The sequence below is a fragment of the Providencia sp. LY12 genome (assembly GCF_057621555.1).
Genome location: NZ_CM172594.1, coordinates 3739568 through 3758813 on the forward strand (window position 1 = coordinate 3739568; position 19246 = coordinate 3758813).

The following is a 19246-nucleotide window of genomic DNA, read 5'->3' on the forward strand; positions in this document are numbered from 1 at the left end:
TTATTTTCTCTTATTCCATTCAGTAATAAACTGGGAAAGCCCTTCCCCCCACGCTTGGCCTATTCGCGAGCTTTCTCGCTCTTGGCTAGGCGCACTGGTTCGAAAACCAACATTAACGGGTTCGACGTTTTCTGCTTCTTGCGACTCCGCAGAAGGAACATCGATATCGTAACGATCCCCATTCAATAGACGCAGTTGGTAGCTGTCCGTGGGAATATCATGGTCAATTTGGATATTTCCTTGCGCATCACTCATGCCTTTTAGGATAAGCGCCCCATTGGCATACAATTCATACGGCTCAAACGCACGCGCCTTCATGGGGCTTTGCGGCGACGAACTTAGTTGAAAACGCAAGGCTTGTTTCGGCATCGACTGTGGAAATTGTGGATGAGTGACATCCATCGAGGCGGGATCTTCAACCACCCAGTTAGTGGTTTTGACCGTTTGGTTGCTGGGGCTGCCGTACTCTATCTGCCCGCCTTTTAAGCGAATATAGGCACCGCCACAGGTCAATAGCAGTTCATCTTTGGCTGCAACCACGGTTTTACCACCGGTACTGGTGACCGTCATGTCCTTGAGTGAGGTTAAGTGCATTTCATCGCTTTGGGCTTGGATCTCTACCTTGCCTTTTGCCGCAAAGGCTTTAATACCCATTGTGTGAGCAAACAAGCTGATGGCTTTGCCCGCCGCTAAGGTGATTTTTTTCCCCACAGAAATATCTGCCTGTTTATTGGCAGTCAAAGTGATATTTTCACCGCTGTTCACCTGTACAGTTTTCGGGGAAGTTAAGGCAATACCGGCAGGCGCACTGAGTAACATTGCCGCTTGTTGCAGTTCTTGAATCGATTGGGTCAGTAAAGTTTGTTGGGCGTTTAAATCAGCCAATTCCGCTTTTGCGACGTCAGCGGCTTCCCGTAAAGAACTCACCAAGTTCAGTGCATCATCTAACTGTTGCTTGGCTTCGCGCATATCCAATTGTTCAGAAGAGGCTTTCGTGCGTAAGTCGGTGCTAATAAACAGCCCTTTTCCTGCTCGAATGGCGCCCCAACTGTCAGTGCGCAGCTCAAAACCATCCCCACGTTTTTCACGCCCTTGGTTAACCAAATGCCCTAAATTCAGTTGGGATTTACCGCCGTATTCGGTGCTGAGCTTGATATGCTCTTCCCCGCGCTTATCTTCCATACGAAGCTTATTATTTGCCGGAGTACGAATGACGTTGCGAGTATTATTTTTGTCAGTGATGTGGTCGGGGCGATGGGAATCATGCAAGGCATGGGCGATATACGGTCTATCTGGGTCGCCTTCATGGAAGGCAATCGCCACTTCCGTTCCTTGAATTAATGGGAAGTGTATTCCGTAGGTATCGCCTGCATAGGGTTTTGCCAGCCGCACGGGCATGCTTTCATACCCCGTCGGTTTTTCATCACGGTCGGCATCGAATTTCACCCAATAGAAACCGTGCTCATTTTGATGGGCGTAAATATCATGGGATTTTGCACTGGTAATGCGTGCCATCAAAGTCCCTGCAATCACAGGGCGAGGCTTTAGAACAGGTCGCCAGCACAGTGCTTCGGTGTACGGTGCCGCATCAAATTGAATCACTAATGCATGGCTACGACTGCCTGAAAATCGTAATCGAGTGACTAAGATTTCGGATTGAAAATCTGTCGGTAACGTGGACGGCAACTGGCTATCAATCACTTTAAAAATCATCAATGGCGTCAGACGTGGTGAATTACTTTTGCCTCGCAGCAGAGTTTGACGTGCTAAAAAGCGTTCATGGTCAAGTCGTGACCAGAAGTGAGCGGTTTCCGTTTCAGGTTGGTATTTCTCACCGCGCTCAAGATGGCGGGCTTTGTAGTGGTAAACGTCGCCATAGTTTATATCGTCCCCATCTCCGCGAGTCATGTCCGTTTCAATGGATAGCAAGGTTTGCATCGCTTGCCGGTGATTATAATCTTTAGTCACGACACTGCGTTCCACCACTTGGTGACGTAGCGATAACCCCCACACGCTTTCAACGCCATTGTCATTCATGCCAGAAGGGCTATTGAGCGGCAGCTGTAAATCATACACATAGGCGCGTTGGCTATCGCCAAAGTGAATAATTTCCGTCTTGGTATCTGTTTGCAGACTAAAGGAATAGAAAATGCCCACTTCACTGAGCAAACGCTCAATAAATTGCCAGTCACTCTCATTGATTTGGTTTATTTGCTCCCGCTTGGGATATTGTCGTTGCAGGTGAAACTCAAACTCCCAGTCCTGAATTTTGTGTTCACGCAAGATAAACTCAATCACTTCCGGTACAGATTTATTGAGGAAAAAGCGATGGGAACGCATCTGATGACGCAGCAATGAGACAAACGGCTCAATCACAATTTGGTATTGAGCTTCATCCGCCGAACCCGATAATCGCTTAAAGTGCGTGACCACACCATGCACTCGCTTTTGCGGTTCATTCAGTGAACCTAATGCCGCCAGCGGAATAGTGGGAGATGAAAAGGTAAAATGGGCGGTACGACGAAGAAACTGTTGGGCTGGTAGGTTTTGGGCTGAGGAGGTGAATGTTATCTGATAGCGATAGGTTTCACTAATGGCTTCTCGCCCAATGAAGGATTCAACATCCAATGGAACACTACAACCTTGAACGCCCAATTGATAGCGATTATGGAGTGGAGCGATTTTTAAAGCGAGATCCTGTAAGCCCATTCTATTCATGCTCCTTTTCTGCTTGTTCCGTGGCAACCAGTAATAGAAGCAAAGGTAGAAAGGTCACCAACCCAAACTCATTTTATTTAACTTAAGTCAAACAGAAGACCAGCAAATGAACTTGAAATCAACCATAATTTTCAAGAATGGGACTTATAGAAGAATTATCCGAAAGCATTTAATCCGTTTTTGGTAGAACGGGCAGGAAAGAAAAAGCACCTTCGTCAATCAATGATCAACGTTCAAGGTGCTTTTTAATGTCATAGATAGAAACTGAGTTTTAAGCAATCGTCACAGGGAATGCAATCACATCACTGATTCGTTCGGCATTCAGTGCCAGCATGATTAAGCGATCAACACCAACAGCCACACCGGAACATGCCGGTAAACCGTGCTCAAGCGCTGCAAGCAAGTTTTCATCAATCGGTTGAACGGGTAAACCCATTGCAGCACGCTTGCGGTTATCTTGCTCGAAACGTTGGCGCTGTTCACCCACATCGGTCAGTTCATGGAAGCCATTTGCCAGCTCCATGCCCTTAAAATAGACTTCAAAACGCTCAGCTACACGGTGATCTTCTGTGCTAATCACCGCTAATGACGCTTGCGTTGCAGGGAAGTGATAAACCACCGCTGGCTTCTCTTTACCAATGTGTGGCTCCACGCCCATGGTAAACAGTAGTTGCAACAAGGTGTCGCGGTCTTCTTCATTGTCCGCCACATTACTTAAATCTAAGCGGGCTGCCACTTCGCGTAACTCGCTTTTTTCCGCAGAGAGCGGGTCAATATCTAGATGGCGTAAAAATGCTTGCTGATAAGAGAGTAGCTCAGCACTTTCGCATTCCAGCACTTGCTGTAGAAGGTCATCCACTTCATTGATTAAGCGATACATGTCAAAGTGTGGGCGGTACCATTCCAGCATCGTAAATTCAGGGTTATGGTGTCTTCCCGCTTCTTCATTACGAAAGCTTCGGCACATTTGATAGATAGGTCCGCTTCCCGCTGCCAGTAAGCGCTTCATATGGTATTCAGGGCTAGTCATCAAATATAAATTGATGCCCTGAGCCGCGCCGGGTCCCACAAAGCGAGTTTCAAATGGAACAAGATGAATGTCAGTCACTGTGGCCTGACTCATTGCGGGTGTGTCTACCTCAAGTACACAGCGATCAGCGAAAAAACGTCTGATTTCCGCAACAATTTTTGCGCGCTGTAACAGGTTAGCGATGGGGGCTGTAGGCAGCCAATTCGCTACTTCACTCATTAAAATAACTCCAAAATAAACTTAGTCGTGCAGTGTACTCACCTCCTCCTTAACACACAATGGAATATTGTGGATATTATGCGCTATCTGAGTATCGATAGAGGATATGATTCAAGGCGAGAAAAGATGACGTGATTATCCCCTGCTTTATACGATTAGGCAAAAAAGCTTTATTATTAACTTTTAACATTTGGTTAAAAAAAAACAAAAACATGATTTTTTCTTATCGCTTGTGATGCATATGTTAAAACCAAACGTCACTACTCACCTTATTGATACAATTTAAATCTGTTTTTTAGCATTAAAAATTAAGCGACTTACTAAACAGTGAACTCTTTCGCAATTTTATCTTCGATATGATTCTAGAATTTCCTCAAGCAACACCAGATTATCCACTGTTAGAAAGAAAAGCCTGACGATTTTAGTTGGTTTTAAATGCTAGGAATTCCGTTAAATTTAATGATAATTATTTGAAATTCCTTTTTATTATTTTCGGTTTCTCTGCAATTTCTTGACACCCAAAAACAATTTACAAAAAGAAGACGCAGATCACACTTTAGGGGTAATATCACCCAAAACACCTTTCTATATCAAATTTATCCCCGCCACTATTCGTTATAATTCCCAACATAATAAGTCGTTATTAGCTATTATATATTTACGATTAAAAAAAGATTCTTTGCAGATTTGCCTAAAGGCAAACCGAAACTGAAATAGCTAAGCACTAAAAGTATTTAAAAGAATTTATTAATTTAACACTTTACACTTGAACAATGGAGAAGCGCAGTGCAAACCTTCAATGCCGATTTAGCGATTATCGGGGCCGGGGGCGCAGGCTTACGTGCAGCAATTGCTGCTGCTGAAGCAAATCCCAATATCAAGATTGCTCTGGTCTCAAAAGTTTACCCAATGCGTAGCCATACCGTGGCCGCAGAGGGGGGATCAGCCGCAGTTACTCAAGCCCATGATTCCTATGACTATCATTTTAATGATACCGTTTCTGGTGGTGACTGGCTGTGTGAGCAAGATGTCGTCGATTATTTCGTCGAACACTGCCCAACAGAAATGACCCAGCTGGAACAATGGGGATGCCCTTGGAGCCGTAAACCAGATGGTTCAGTTAACGTTCGCCGTTTCGGTGGGATGAAAATTGAACGTACTTGGTTCGCAGCCGATAAGACTGGCTTCCACATGCTGCATACCCTGTTCCAAACTTCATTAAAATATCCTCAAATCCAACGTTTCGACGAGCACTTTGTTCTCGACATCATTGTGGACGAAGGTCAGGCGCGTGGTCTGGTTGCTCTGAACATGATGGAAGGGACGAAAGTTCAAATTCGTGCCAATGCTATCGTTATGGCTACTGGTGGTGCGGGTCGTGTTTACCGCTATAACACCAACGGCGGTATCGTAACCGGTGACGGTATGGGTATGGCGCTGCGTCATGGTGTGCCATTACGTGATATGGAATTCGTTCAGTATCACCCTACTGGTCTGCCAGGTTCCGGTATCCTGATGACTGAAGGTTGTCGTGGTGAAGGCGGTATCTTAGTCAACAAAGATGGCTATCGCTATCTGCAAGACTACGGTATGGGTCCTGAAACGCCACTGGGCAAACCAGAAAACAAATATATGGAACTGGGTCCTCGTGACAAAGTTTCACAAGCATTCTGGCACGAATGGCGTGCAGGTCGCACTATCAGTACTCACCGTGGTGATGTTGTGTATCTGGATCTACGTCACTTAGGTGCTGAAAAACTGCATGAACGTCTACCATTTATCTGTGAGCTGGCAAAAGCTTATGTGGGTGTTGACCCTGTAAACGAACCAATTCCTGTTCGTCCAACAGCTCACTACACCATGGGTGGTATTGAAACTGATCAACGCACCGAAACTCGCATTAAAGGTCTGTTCGCGGTGGGTGAATGTTCATCTGTTGGCTTACACGGCGCAAACCGTTTAGGTTCTAACTCACTGGCAGAATTAGTGGTATTTGGTCGCTTAGCGGGTGAAGAAGCGGCGCGTCATGCTGCTGAAGCTACCCCTGCAAATGCAAGCGCTATCGAAGCACGTACTCGTGACATCGAAAATGACCTGCAAAAACTTCTGAACCAAAAAGGTAAAGAAAGCTGGTCGAAAATTCGTGATGAAATGGGTATTTCGATGGAAGAAGGTTGTGGTATCTACCGTACACCTGAATTAATGCAGAAAACTGTTGATAAACTGGCAGAGCTGAAAGAGCGCTTCAAGCATGTTGAAATCACTGACCATAGCAGCGTCTTCAACACTGACTTACTGTACACCATCGAATTAGGCTTTGGCTTAGACGTGGCGGAATGTATGGCTCACTCTGCGATTAACCGTAAAGAGTCTCGCGGTGCGCACCAACGTCTTGACGAAGGTTGCACTGAGCGTGATGACGTCAACTTCCTGAAACATACTCTGGCGTTCTATAACCCAGAAGGTGCACCACGCCTTGAGTACTCTGATGTGAAAATCACTAAATCACAACCAGCGAAACGTGTGTATGGTGCTGAAGGGGCAGCTCAAGATAAGGCGAATAAGGAGCAAGCTAATGGATGATATGAAACACTTAAAAATGGAGATCATGCGTTTCAACCCAGAAACGGACAATGAACCCCATTTAGTGACTTATGATGTCCCTTATGACGAGCAAACCTCTTTGTTAGATGCTTTGGGCTACATCAAAGATAACCTCGCGCCAGACCTGTCTTACCGTTGGTCTTGCCGTATGGCTATCTGCGGCTCTTGCGGCATGATGGTGGACAATGTTCCTAAACTGGCTTGTAAAACATTCCTGCGTGATTATCCGCAAGGAATTAAAGTCGAGCCACTGGGTAACTTCCCTATCGAGCGTGACCTTGTTGTTGATATGACAAGCTTTATCGAGCGTTTAGAAGCTATCAAACCTTACATTATTGGTAATGATCGCAAACCTTCTGACGGTCCGAACAAGCAAACTCCAGCTCAAATGGAGAAATATCATCAGTTCTCCGGCTGTATTAACTGCGGTCTGTGCTATGCAGCGTGTCCACAGTTTGGTCTGAACCCTGAGTTCTTAGGCCCTGCGGCAATCACCTTAGCAGAGCGCTACAACCTCGATAACCGTGACCACGGCGCGAAAGAGCGTATGCCATTATTAAATGGTGACAACGGTGTATGGAGCTGTACGTTTGTAGGTTACTGCTCTGAAGTCTGTCCTAAGCATGTCGACCCGGCGGCGGCTATCCAACAAGGTAAAGTTGCGAGTGCGCAAGACTTTGTTATCGCCATGCTGAAGCCACGATAAGGAGAATTGAAGTCATGACAACTAAACGTAAACCCTATGTCAGGGAAATGAAAGGCGACTGGTGGCAAAAGCTGGGTTTCTACCGCTTTTACATCATGCGTGAAAGTACTTCCGTGCTTCAGGTTTGGTTCAGTATTCTAGTCCTGTACGGAGTATTCGCTCTGAAAAATGGACCTGAATCATGGGCGGGCTTTGTTGGGTTCTTAAGTAACCCAATCATTCTGATCATTAACATTGTGACACTGGCTGCGACGCTGCTGCATACCACAACGTGGTTCAAACTGGCGCCAAAAGCTGTCGCTATCATTGTTAAAGATAAGAAACTGCCAGATGAGCCAATCGTGAAAGGCTTCTGGGCACTCACTATAGTCGTGACTGCGGCTATTTTAGCAATCGCATTACTATTTTAATCGAAGGAGAATCTGATGAATCTAACGCCTAAACGTTCCGATGAGCCGATTTTCTGGGGATTATTTGGTGCAGGTGGTATGTGGAGTGCCGTTATTGGCCCTGCAATCATTCTCTTACTGGGTATTTTAATCCCATTAGGTGTCGCACCAGAAATGCTGAGCTATGAGCGCATCATGGCATTTAGCCAAAGCTTTATTGGACGCATTTTCTTATTACTGATGATTATTCTGCCAGTATGGTGTGGTATGCACCGTATTCACCACACCCTGCACGATTTTAAAGTGCATGTTCCAGCAACAAAATGGGTGTTCTACGGCAGCTCAGCAATCATTAGCGTTATCGCAATCATCGGTGTATTCACACTGTAATTGTTGATTAACTAAGTAAGTTGATACCAAGTACCCCATCAATGCACTGCATGATGGGGTATTTTTTTGCATTACTTATGGCTTTCTAGCCCGGATATAAGCGCGGTTAAACCGTATAAAAATGCCGATTCCCCCTCATCCCCATCCATAATGTCTAATGCATCTTTCAATAATGGCGGCATATTTTCATCGGTACTAGGCTCGACGTCCCGCTGAGCGGCTACATGCTCTTGCTGTTCCAGCACCGCCCCTAGCGTAAAATGCCCTACCGCACTCAAAGCATACAATCCTGCTTTTAGCGAAAAACCATTGTCCAACATAAACTGTAATTGGGTTTCAATCGTGGTGTATTGGCTTTGTGTTGGGCGAGTTCCTAGATGTACTTTAGCACCATCTCGATGGCTTAATAGCGCTCGGCGAAAACTCAGCGCATTATTGCGTAGAAACTGCTGCCATGTTTCCCCTTCTCGCGGTAATCCATGATCATGATGACGAACGAGCATTTCCACCGCCAGCGCATCCAATAACGCACGTTTATTTTTCACATGCCAATATAACGTTGGTTGTTCAACCCCCAACTTTTGCGCGAGCTTACGCGTGGTCAGCCCTTCCATGCCCACTTCATTCAACAAATCCAGTGCGGCGCTAATAATGGTGTCTCTGTCTAATCGAGCCATTAAGTTCTCCTCATCATTTCTGTTGACACTCTATCACTGATAGGGATATATTCCAACTCTATCACTGATAGAGAAAATGTATTATGAACAAAACCGCTGTTATTGCTTTAATCATCACCGCCCTTGACGCGATGGGAATTGGGCTGATCATGCCTGTCTTACCCACACTGTTACGGGAATATGTCACGCTGGATCAGCTCGCTAACCACTACGGTGTACTGCTGGCTCTGTATGCCGTGATGCAGGTCTTCTTTGCACCACTGTTAGGAAAATGGTCGGATAAATGGGGACGCCGCCCGATTTTGCTACTCTCCCTTGCCGGAGCCGCGATGGATTACACCTTACTCGCGCTTTCTAGCACACTTTGGATGCTCTATTTAGGGCGCTTAATTTCAGGGATCACTGGGGCAACGGGAGCCGTGGCCGCTTCGGTTATCGCCGATTCCACAAAACCAGAAGAACGTACGGCGTGGTTTGGTCGCTTAGGCGGCGCGTTTGGTATTGGCTTGATTGCAGGCCCTGTGATTGGCGGATTTGCGGGGGATTATTCCGCACATTTACCGTTTATTATTGCGGCGATATTGAACGCGTTCACTTTCCTCATGGTTTTCGTTCTGTTTAAAGAGCCACAGAAAACAATACAGCTAGAAAATCACGCAAATGCACCACAATATAATCTCTCATTTATGCAGGTTGCTAAGCCGATTTTGCTGCTACTTTCGGTCTTCTTCACCGCACAGCTGATTGGACAAATTCCAGCAACAACATGGGTTCTGTTTACCGAAAGCCGCTTTCAGTGGAGTAGCGTTGAAGTGGGTATGTCCCTTGCTGGGTTGGGCTTAATGCACGCCATTTTTCAGGCAGTTATTGCAGGAACCATCGCCAAACTATTCAGTGAAAAAGTCACCATCATTGTGGGCTTTATTGCGGATGGCTGCGCATTTATGGTGCTGGCATTTATCACCCAAGGATGGATGATTTACCCGACATTAATTTTACTGGCTGGCGGCAGCATCGCCCTTCCCGCATTACAGGGGTTAATGTCTTCCCAAGTTAGCCAAGAAAATCAAGGTAAGCTGCAAGGAATGTTAGTCAGCCTAACCAATGCAACGGGGGTTATTGGTCCGCTGATGTTCAGCATTATTTTCGGTCAAACACTCGGTATTTGGGATGGCTGGGTCTGGATGATTGGCACGCTGCTTTATCTCGCACTGATTGGCTGTTTTTTACTGTTTTATCGCCCTCACCACATATTGAAAGGACATTCCGGTATTTCGGACGTAAAATGTTATTAAGTCTTCAATGAAAATAACGCGATAAGAGCCCTATTTATGTTAACGCCTTTGAAAAAGCCAAGAACCAAGCCAGCAGAAGAACGTTTGAACGACCTGATGAATGCCGCGGAAAATCTCTTTCTTTCCAAAGGATTTCTCGCCACGACGGTGAGTGAAATTGTGGCTATGGCAGATGTGGCAAAAGGGACGTTTTATCATTATTTTCAATCAAAAAACGAAATTATGGATGCCCTACGTACCCGCTATATGGATTGGTATTTAGGGCATATTGCAGATGCGCTTTCACAACATCAATCGGCATCTTCACAATTAAAATCATGGTGCGAAAACAGCGTTAGATACTATGTTGAAAAACAGACACTGCACGACATGCTGTTTCACGATGAATATCACGGACACACTAACAGCCATGAACAACGTGCCGTTGAGCAAATTAAGCAGATTTTAGCCCTCGGTGAGCAACAGCAAGCTTGGCATGCCGCACCACCAGAGCTTATCGCCACGATGATCTATCATTCAATGCATGCGGCGGTAGATAACCTCGCCACCACCAACGAATACAACCAAAGCAATTTGGGTGAATTGCTGTACGGGCGTTTTGTACGTCTTTTGACACAATAAATTGCAGTGGCTTGCCCCTGACTCAGAGGGGATTCACGACTTAATTTTGATCACTTCAGTCTCATTTGGCGATAACGTTTTTCCATCATGAGAAAGCGGGAACATTGCCGGAATGGGACTTTGAGTCTGTTTATCTATCAAGATAGAGTGCGCTTCTCCCTCACGAAATAGATTCACTTCCCCCCATTGCCTTAGCGCAACCACGATAGGAAAAAGGCTTTCACCTGCCTCAGTCAGCACATATTCTTGGTAGGCGGTACCGTCTGATGCATCCTTCAGTTCGAGAATATTTGCATCGACTAATTTACGTAATCTGTCTGACAGAATGTTACGTGCAACCCCTAAACTTCGTTGAAAATCACCAAAACGTCGTACGCCATCAAATGCATCGCGCACAATTAGTAACGACCAACGATCCCCAATTAAATTCACGCTTCGAGCCACAGGGCACGGGGATCCCTCCATTACTGTATTCGACGACATGACTCCCCCTCTATTTAATACCTAAAAAACCAATATCAAAGAATGAATACCCAAAAAATCCAGTTGCATTTTAAAACCAATTAACCTAGCATTCAACTGGTTTCAAATTAAAACCAATCTCAAATTAAAACTAGATGAGTGTGCAAAATGAAAAACTCCCTTTCATTACCCCATTCGGCTATTGAGCAAAATAGCCTTCAAAATTCATTACCGAAAGGGTTAGTTTATCTCTTCGCTGTTGCCAGTGGATTAAGTGTCGCCAATGTTTACTATGCGCAACCCTTGCTAGATTCGCTTTCTCGTGACTTTCATATTAGTGATGCCGCTATTGGTGGCGTTATCACCGCCACTCAAGTGGGCAGCATTCTTGCCCTGTTATTGCTAGTGCCTCTGGGTGATAAAATGAAACGTCGCCACTTGATGGGATGGCAGCTCAGCGCGCTTGTTCTGTCTTTACTCATTGTTGCGATAGCAGAAACACCCACCATGCTACTTATAGGAATGTTGGCAGTGGGTATGCTTGGAACCGCCATGACACAAGGATTGATTTCCTATGCAGCGAGTTCAGCGGGAACCCATGAACAAGGACGCGTGATTGGCACCGCACAAGGTGGCGTGTTTATTGGGCTTTTACTTGCAAGAGTCTTTTCTGGTGCAATAAGTGACCTAACCAGCTGGCGTGGTGTTTATCTCTCTTCTGCACTGCTGATGCTCGCTATTGCCTACCCCCTTTGGCGATATCTACCGCAGATTGATCCGCCAAAGAATGCCATGAATTACTCAACATTGTTGCGCTCAATGGCAACGTTATTTAAACGCCAAAAAGTCTTACAGGTACGAGGCTTCTTAGCATTACTGATGTTTGCCGCATTTAATATTTTCTGGAGTGCCTTGGTCATTCCTTTAAGTGATGCACCCCATTATTTTTCTCACACTCAGATTGGTGCGCTTGGTCTTGTCGGTGTAGTAGGTGCGTTGATTGCTTCAAGAGCTGGGCGTTTAGCGGATTATGGATATGGGCAAATAGTCAGTTTTATTGCTCTACTATTATTAACGTTATCTTGGTTACCGATTGCGTTTATGGATAGCTCACTATGGGCGTTGATCATTGGGATTATTTTGCTCGATGTGGGCGGGCAATCGCTACATGTGACAAACCAAAGCATGATTTATTGCTCAGAGCCTGAAGCCCATAGCCGCCTAGTGGGACTGTATATGATGTTTTATGCGGTCGGGAGTGGTTTTGGTGCAGTCAGTTCAACGTGGATTTATGCCCATGCGGGCTGGAATGGTGTTTGTCTATTAGGGGTCGGTGTGAGTGCCTTTGCGCTTATTTTCTGGTGGCTGACTCGCCATATTAGATAGGTAATTTAAAATGAAACGGGTAAGCCATCGCTCACCCGTTCTTATTCTCAGTGGCTTAACTAGAAAGTTTTAACCCAATTAGCCCCATCACAATCAAGCCAAGGCTCAATAAGCGGAACATATTGGCAGATTCTCCAAGGAAAATAATCCCGAAAATTGCGGTGCCAATTGCACCAATTCCTGTCCAAATCGCGTAAGCGGTTCCGGCAGGCAAATCACGCATCGCATAAGCGAGTAAGCCCATGCTGGCGATAATGGCGGTGATAGTGATAACACTTGGGGTTAGGCGTGTAAAACCATGGGTATATTTTAAACCCACTGCCCAAACAACTTCTAATAAACCTGCGAATAATAAGATGATCCAAGCCATGGTGGATGTACTCCGTCAACTTCTCGGGGTCGTCCCCATTACTTAAACGTGATGATTTCAGGTCGTCCTGAACACGCGAAATGAAACCGTATTATAAACGTTCAATTTCAGAGACTCAAGTCACTTAAAATAATAATTAACACTAAATTAACACCCATATTTATCCTATTCATGCTGAATTTGAGTCCTCACATGCAATATCGTCGCACAAATCCCAAAGCACAGGTAAAGTAGAGATCCTCCGCCAATTTTGTACCGAGAAAACACCATGCGTATCAAAGATATATTACTTGCCCTGTGTGTCGTGATTATTTGGGGCGTCAATTTTGTGATCATCAAACTTGGCGTAACCGCCTTACCCCCACTACTCCTCGGTGCCTTACGTTTTGTGTTTGTGGCCTTCCCTGCCATTTTCCTATTCAAGCGTCCCAAAATTCCGCTGAAGCTCTTACTGATTTATGGGCTAACCATTAGTTTTGGACAGTTTGCGTTTCTATTTTGCGCCTTGCGTGTGGGCATGCCAGCAGGCATTGCCTCGGTGATTTTACAGTCACAAGCTTTCTTCACTATCTTACTCGGTGCCGTGATCCTTAAAGAATCCCTACAGCCAACCCACTTTATCGGTATGTTTATCGCCATCGCGGGGCTTGGGATTTTAGCCAATGGCGCAACCTCTGGCGGAATCGATGATATCCCTCTGTTGGGTTTGATCTTTATTTTGATCGCGGGGCTATCTTGGGCGTTTGGTAATATCACCAACCGCATCATTATGCAGCATCAAGGCGAAGAAAAATGCAGCGCCCTTTCCTTGGTCAGTTGGAGCGCCCTAATTCCAATTATACCTTTCTTATTAAGCTCTTGGATTTTCGAAGGCGAAGATGCCATTGTACAAGGCTTAGCGGGGTTTGATTGGTCTGTGCTCGGTGTGATTTTGTATCTTGCCTACCTTTCCACTTTTGTAGGTTATGGGTTGTGGGGCGTGCTGCTCGGACGCTATGAGGCATGGCGCGTCGCACCATTCTCTTTATTGGTGCCCGTTTTTGGGTTAAGTAGCAGTGCTTTATTCCTCGGTGAGCACATTAACGGCATACAAATTGCTGGATTAATTTTGATTATGTTAGGGCTAATCACGACATTGTTTGGTAAAAAAATTATTCAGGTGATTCGAAAGTAACCGCCAACGCATTCAAATACCGGAAATTTTCTTCCGGTATTTTTTTGTCTGTTTGATTATTTTCAGTAAAAACCCCATACACCCAAGCGAATTTATAATCTAAAATTAAAATATTAATTAGAATATAAAACCAATCATTGAATTAACGCTAGACCAAAACAAGATAAAATCCAATATTAACTTCAATTTTAGTGATGCGAATTCCAATATTGGAATTTATCTACAATTTCAATTAAGTGTCTCGATTTAGCTACTTTTTCTTTCCCCCAACTCTCGCTATATCTGTTTGAGTTTTTACTTACATAAATAACTAATAAAGCTCGTTAACGAAATGGATGGGGAAAGGCTATGGGTAAACAATTGATTTGGATTGTTCTCGCTCTGCTCGGCGCATTTTCACTCGGTTATATTGCATTAAACCGAGGTGAACAAATCAACGCCCTGTGGATCGTGGTCGCCGCGGTCTGTATTTATTTGATCGCATATCGTTACTATGGACTGTTTATTGCTAAAAAAGTCCTGCAAGTGGACTCCACACGTATGACGCCAGCCATTCGTCATAACGATGGTCTGGATTATGTACCAACCGACAAAAAAGTGTTATTTGGTCACCACTTCGCCGCCATTGCTGGCGCAGGTCCATTAGTCGGTCCTGTACTTGCGGCACAAATGGGGTATTTACCGGGTATGCTGTGGTTGCTCGCAGGGGTGGTATTGGCAGGGGCTGTACAAGATTTTATGGTACTGTTCGTTTCCACTCGCCGCGATGGTCGCTCTTTGGGGGAACTCGTTAAAGAGGAAATGGGTAATACTGCGGGCGTTATTGCGTTGATTGCTTGCTTTATGATCATGGTGATCATCCTTGCTGTGCTCGCGATGATTGTCGTGAAAGCGTTAACACACAGCCCATGGGGAACTTATACCGTTGCCTTCACCATCCCACTGGCTATTTTCATGGGGATTTATACCCGTTATATTCGCCCAGGTCGCATTGGTGAAGTTTCAGTTATTGGTCTTATTTTCTTAGTTTTTGCGATTATTTCAGGCGGCTGGGTCGCAGAGAGTGAAACATGGGCGCCTTACTTTGACTACACTGGCGTGCAGTTAACGTGGATGCTGGTCGGCTATGGCTTTGTGGCTGCGGTTTTACCTGTTTGGCTGTTATTAGCCCCTCGTGATTATCTCTCTACTTTCTTGAAAATCGGGACAATTATTGGTCTGGCGATTGGTATTTTGATTTTAAATCCCAATCTACAAATGCCGTCATTAACTAAATATATTGATGGAACTGGTCCTGTGTGGGCTGGGGATTTATTCCCATTCTTATTTATTACTATCGCTTGCGGTGCCGTTTCTGGCTTCCACGCCTTAATCTCTTCCGGTACCACGCCGAAAATGCTCGCCAATGAAAACCAAGCTTGTTTTATCGGTTATGGCGGGATGTTGATGGAGTCATTCGTGGCTATCATGGCGTTAGTCGCAGCTTGTGTGATTGACCCAGGTGTTTATTTCGCGATGAACAGCCCAATGGCGATGTTAGCGCCAGCAGGAACGACGGATGTTGTGGCTTCCGCGGCGCAAGTTGTCAGCGGTTGGGGCTTCCAAATTACCCCTGAACAATTAACGCAAATTGCCAACGAAGTCGGTGAAACCAGCATTATTTCCCGTGCAGGGGGCGCTCCAACACTGGCAGTCGGTATGGCGTATATTCTTCATGGCGCACTAGGCGGATTGATGAATGTAGCATTCTGGTACCACTTCGCTATTCTGTTTGAAGCACTGTTTATTCTGACGGCGGTGGATGCCGGAACCCGAGCGGCACGCTTTATGCTACAAGATTTACTAGGTGTGGTTTCACCATCGTTGAAAAGGACTGATTCCCTGCCTGCTAACCTGATAGCCACGGCATTGTGTGTGCTAGCTTGGGGTTATTTCTTGCATCAGGGCGTTGTTGACCCACTCGGTGGTATTAACACCTTATGGCCGCTGTTCGGTATCGCTAACCAGATGCTGGCCGGTATGGCACTGATGTTATGTGCGGTCGTTCTGTTCAAAATGAAGCGCCAAGCCTACGCATGGGTCGCGCTATTACCAACAGCGTGGTTATTGGTTTGTACAATGACCGCTGGCTGGGAAAAAACCTTCAGTGAAGATGCCCGCGTTGGTTTCTTAGCAGTCGCGAATAAGTTCCAAGCGATGTTAGATAGCGGCAACTTGCCGCCGCAATATACAGAATCTCAGTTAACTCAGTTGGTTTTCAATAACCGTTTAGATGCTGGTTTAACGATTTTCTTTATGATTGTGGTTGTAGTTCTCGCCCTGTTCTCTATCCGTACCGCGTTAAAAGCATTGAAATCTAAGGAACCAACCGCCAACGAAGTTCCTTACGAACCAATGCCAGCCAACTACGAAGAGATTGTGGCAAACACCCGCCATCATTAATACACCGGAGATTGAGAGCTGAGCTTAAATATTTATTTTTTAACCATTTATTTATTTTAAATATTTTTCAAAACTCACTCTCTTTCTCCAAAATCGCTAGCTACGATGCAATCCTCTAAATAGTTTGTGTTGTAGCAAGGCGACGAGTTTGATAAACCCGAGGAGCATACATAAGTATGTGACTTGGGTTTAACTAACGAAGACAACACAGCTACAGCGCAAAATATGACGAGGATTTATGTTTGGAAACTTAGGGAAAGCGGCTCGTTACTTAGGCCAAGCCGCCAAAATGATGGTCGGCGTCCCCGACTACGACAACTACGTCGCTCACATGCAGCGTACCCATCCAGACCAAACGCCGATGACTTATGAAGAGTTTTTCAAAGAACGGCAGGATGCTCGCTACGGTGGTAAGGGTAAAGGCGGGTTTAAATGTTGTTAATCATTGCTCTTATTGAGCACCGCAAATAAAAAAGCCGAATACAGTACGAAACTGCATTCGGCTCTTCTTGATCTCACTTCGCCACTCACTATAATGGCTGGCTTGATCTGTCGACGATTATTTCACGCGTGAAACGTATTCGCCTGAACGAGTGTCAACTTTGATCACTTCGCCGATCTGAACAAACAGAGGAACTTTAACCACTGCACCAGTGCTTAACGTTGCTGGCTTACCACCAGTACCTGCTGTGTCACCTTTCAGACCTGGATCTGTTTCGACAACTTCTAATTCAACGAAGTTCGGCGGAGTTACCGCGATTGGACGACCGTTCCACAGCGTTAAGATACAATCAGCTTGGTCGATCAGCCATTTTTCGTTGTCACCGATAGCTTTCGCATCTGCTGCCAGTTGTTCGAAAGTTTCGTTGTTCATGAAGTGCCAGAACTCACCGTCGTTGTACAGGTAAGTTAAGTTCATATCCATGACATCTGCGCCTTCAACAGAATCAGTAGATTTAAAAGTTTTTTCCAACAGTTTGTTAGAAATCAGTTTACGCAGACGAACGCGTGCGAACGCTTGACCTTTACCCGGTTTAACGAATTCACTTTCAAGAATTGCACACGGCTCACCATCTAACATGATTTTAAGACCTGAGCGGAATTCATTGGTACTATAAGTAGCCATGGAGATCCTCTATTTATAAACTAAAAATGGCATAGCCAAAAAATGGTCGATATTATAACTCAAAATACCTCATCCAGAGAAGTCTGGATACAACAACTTGCCGAAGCAGTCACTAATCCGGATGAATTGCTGCAATTACTAAACTTAGAAGACCATCAGCCATCGCGAGAAGGTCATGAAGCACGTAAGTTATTTCCTTTACGTGTTCCGCGTCCCTTTATTTCGCGAATGAAAAAAGGTGATCCACTAGACCCTCTGTTATTGCAGGTATTAACCGCAAAAGCAGAGTTCGATATACATCCAGGTTTTTCTACTGATCCACTAGAAGAGCAGGATAACGCGATCCCGAGTTTACTCCACAAGTACCGTAACCGCGCATTAATGCTGGTTAAAGGGGGTTGTGCAGTGAACTGTCGATACTGCTTTCGCCGGCATTTTCCTTATGAAGATAACAAAGGAAATAAAAATAACTGGTTGATGGCTGTGGATTATATAAAAAACCACAGTGAACTCAATGAAATCATCTTCTCTGGCGGTGATCCTTTAATGGCAAAAGACCACGAGCTTGACTGGTTAATTAGCCAACTTGAGGAAATTCCACATATTACTCGCTTGCGAATTCATTCTCGCTTGCCAGTGGTAATTCCAGAAAGAATTACAGATACCTTTTGCCAGCGTTTATCTCAGTCACGTTTGCAGGTCATTATGGTGACTCACGTTAACCATGCTAACGAGATTGATGATGAATTTACGAAAGCGATACAGAAATTAAAACGTGCAGGCGTCACACTGCTCAACCAAAGCGTATTGCTCCGCCAAGTTAATGACAATGTCACTGCTTTGGCAAACCTGAGCAATGCCCTATTTGATGCAGGAATTTTACCGTATTACTTGCATGTGCTCGATAAAGTCCAAGGTGCTGCCCACTTCTTAGTGAGTGATATTGAAGCTCGACAATTAATTCGTGAATTGTTAAGTCAGGTCTCGGGGTATTTAGTACCGAAGTTAGCGAGAGAAATTGGCGGGGAGCCAAGCAAAACCTTACTCGATTTAAACTTGCGCCAAAGTTAGTCTGAGTTAATAAACATCAAAACTAATAGGCATAAAAAAACCCGCTTAACTGATTAAGCGGGTCTTATTGATACATGATTATTGGCACTTATAAACTTGGCCAACCATTTTGCTATCAACAGGAACAAAGCTAGATAGGACAGTTTCGCTTGGGCTTGAAGCACCAAAAATCACGTTACCACCCATTGCTGCAGCTTTGTTACGTAAATCATTTGCTGCGCCGCGCATGGAGCTAGATTCGTTATTCACGCCGCTCAACCAGTTGCTTTGAGTTCCAGTGACTTGACCAAGAAGTTGGCATTCGCTTCCAGGTTGATTTTCAACAAAACGAACTTGTGAGCCTGCCGCAGTCAGATCATTGGTTGATGTACAACCTGCTAAAGTTAGTAATGCAGCAGCACCAAGCAAGACTTTAATTCGCATGTTTTCCCTCATTTTTTATTGTGTTTTTGCAGCTGGTTGTAGAACCTTTATAGCTCCAATCACTCAAAATTCTGTTTTATGACAGTAAATTAGCGTACTCGATATCCAAGTAGACTTGATAAAGACTGTCAATCGCTCAGAGT

General features: G+C 45.0%; 18 protein-coding genes. 11 read left to right on the top strand and 7 right to left on the bottom strand.

Going from position 1 to position 19246, the window contains the following annotated elements; genetic code table 11:
• Both ACY3ZI_RS17775 and epmA read right to left on the bottom strand, forming a co-directional pair.
• Nucleotides 1–2709 (bottom strand): DUF2345 domain-containing protein, encoded by a 2709-nt coding sequence (locus tag ACY3ZI_RS17775; protein ID WP_487377562.1) that lies wholly within the window; start codon nt 2707–2709, stop codon nt 1–3.
• A gap of 280 nt (nt 2710–2989) precedes the next feature.
• Nucleotides 2990–3967 (bottom strand): elongation factor P--(R)-beta-lysine ligase, encoded by a 978-nt coding sequence (gene epmA, locus ACY3ZI_RS17780; protein ID WP_036955971.1) that lies wholly within the window; start codon nt 3965–3967, stop codon nt 2990–2992.
• A gap of 786 nt (nt 3968–4753) precedes the next feature.
• Between epmA and frdA the strand changes: the two genes are divergently transcribed.
• From frdA to frdD, 4 genes are read left to right on the top strand one after another with little or no spacing between them, the layout of a single operon-like run.
• Nucleotides 4754–6550: a fumarate reductase (quinol) flavoprotein subunit gene (gene frdA, locus ACY3ZI_RS17785; protein WP_036955970.1), complete on the top strand. Its 1797-nt coding sequence runs from the start codon at nt 4754–4756 to the stop codon at nt 6548–6550.
• A complete protein-coding gene (locus ACY3ZI_RS17790) occupies nt 6543–7277 on the top strand; it encodes a succinate dehydrogenase/fumarate reductase iron-sulfur subunit (protein ID WP_036955969.1) in 735 nt (244 codons plus the stop codon). Before frdA ends, ACY3ZI_RS17790 begins: the two co-directional genes overlap by 8 nt.
• 14 nt (nt 7278–7291) lie before the next feature.
• On the top strand, nt 7292–7687 hold the full coding sequence (gene frdC, locus ACY3ZI_RS17795) for a fumarate reductase subunit FrdC (RefSeq protein ID WP_006659010.1): 396 nt from the start codon (nt 7292–7294) through the stop codon (nt 7685–7687).
• Nucleotides 7688–7702: 15 nt separating this feature from the next.
• Entirely contained in the window at nt 7703–8056 is a 354-nt protein-coding gene (gene frdD / locus ACY3ZI_RS17800) for a fumarate reductase subunit FrdD (protein ID WP_006659009.1), read from the top strand.
• 71 nt (nt 8057–8127) lie between these two features.
• On the opposite strand, the gene tetR is transcribed toward frdD, so the two are convergent.
• Nucleotides 8128–8733 (bottom strand): tetracycline resistance transcriptional repressor TetR, encoded by a 606-nt coding sequence (tetR, locus tag ACY3ZI_RS17805; RefSeq protein WP_211887308.1) that lies wholly within the window; start codon nt 8731–8733, stop codon nt 8128–8130.
• 83 nt (nt 8734–8816) lie between these two features.
• On the opposite strand from tetR, the gene tet reads away from it, so the two are divergent.
• Nucleotides 8817–10028, top strand: coding sequence for a Tet(A)/Tet(B)/Tet(C) family tetracycline efflux MFS transporter (tet, locus tag ACY3ZI_RS17810; RefSeq protein ID WP_487375603.1), 1212 nt, complete (start codon nt 8817–8819; stop codon nt 10026–10028).
• A gap of 36 nt (nt 10029–10064) precedes the next feature.
• On the top strand, nt 10065–10649 hold the full coding sequence (locus ACY3ZI_RS17815) for a TetR/AcrR family transcriptional regulator (protein WP_487375604.1): 585 nt from the start codon (nt 10065–10067) through the stop codon (nt 10647–10649).
• A 33-nt stretch (nt 10650–10682) separates the two neighbouring features.
• Here the strand turns inward: ACY3ZI_RS17815 and ACY3ZI_RS17820 are convergent, their stop codons facing one another.
• Entirely contained in the window at nt 10683–11132 is a 450-nt protein-coding gene (locus ACY3ZI_RS17820; RefSeq protein ID WP_211887303.1) for a winged helix-turn-helix transcriptional regulator, read from the bottom strand.
• Between the two features lie 147 nt (nt 11133–11279).
• Here ACY3ZI_RS17820 and ACY3ZI_RS17825 point away from each other — a divergent pair, with 147 nt between their 5' ends.
• Nucleotides 11280–12497, top strand: a complete 1218-nt coding sequence (locus ACY3ZI_RS17825; protein ID WP_487375605.1) for an MFS transporter — start codon at nt 11280–11282, stop codon at nt 12495–12497.
• Between the two features lie 55 nt (nt 12498–12552).
• On the opposite strand, the gene sugE is transcribed toward ACY3ZI_RS17825, so the two are convergent.
• Nucleotides 12553–12867, bottom strand: a complete 315-nt coding sequence (sugE, locus tag ACY3ZI_RS17830) for a quaternary ammonium compound efflux SMR transporter SugE (protein WP_487375606.1) — start codon at nt 12865–12867, stop codon at nt 12553–12555.
• 268 nt (nt 12868–13135) lie between these two features.
• Here sugE and ACY3ZI_RS17835 point away from each other — a divergent pair, with 268 nt between their 5' ends.
• From ACY3ZI_RS17835 to ACY3ZI_RS17845, 3 genes are all read left to right on the top strand, one after another.
• Nucleotides 13136–14041 carry an EamA family transporter gene (locus tag ACY3ZI_RS17835; RefSeq protein WP_211887299.1) on the top strand — a complete coding sequence of 302 codons (906 nt, stop codon included), beginning with the start codon at nt 13136–13138 and terminating at the stop codon, nt 14039–14041.
• Between the two features lie 348 nt (nt 14042–14389).
• Nucleotides 14390–16483, top strand: coding sequence for a pyruvate/proton symporter CstA (gene cstA / locus ACY3ZI_RS17840; RefSeq protein WP_036955955.1), 2094 nt, complete (start codon nt 14390–14392; stop codon nt 16481–16483).
• Nucleotides 16484–16721: 238 nt separating this feature from the next.
• Nucleotides 16722–16925, top strand: coding sequence for a YbdD/YjiX family protein (locus ACY3ZI_RS17845; protein WP_006658997.1), 204 nt, complete (start codon nt 16722–16724; stop codon nt 16923–16925).
• A 117-nt stretch (nt 16926–17042) separates the two neighbouring features.
• Here the strand turns inward: ACY3ZI_RS17845 and efp are convergent, their stop codons facing one another.
• Nucleotides 17043–17609 (bottom strand): elongation factor P, encoded by a 567-nt coding sequence (gene efp, locus ACY3ZI_RS17850; protein WP_006658996.1) that lies wholly within the window; start codon nt 17607–17609, stop codon nt 17043–17045.
• A 42-nt stretch (nt 17610–17651) separates the two neighbouring features.
• On the opposite strand from efp, the gene epmB reads away from it, so the two are divergent.
• Nucleotides 17652–18680 (top strand): EF-P beta-lysylation protein EpmB, encoded by a 1029-nt coding sequence (gene epmB / locus ACY3ZI_RS17855; RefSeq protein ID WP_487375607.1) that lies wholly within the window; start codon nt 17652–17654, stop codon nt 18678–18680.
• Between the two features lie 78 nt (nt 18681–18758).
• Here epmB and ACY3ZI_RS17860 read toward each other — a convergent pair whose 3' ends face one another.
• Nucleotides 18759–19103 (bottom strand): DUF4156 domain-containing protein, encoded by a 345-nt coding sequence (locus tag ACY3ZI_RS17860; RefSeq protein ID WP_036955950.1) that lies wholly within the window; start codon nt 19101–19103, stop codon nt 18759–18761.
• Between the last annotated feature and the right edge of the window lie 143 nt (nt 19104–19246).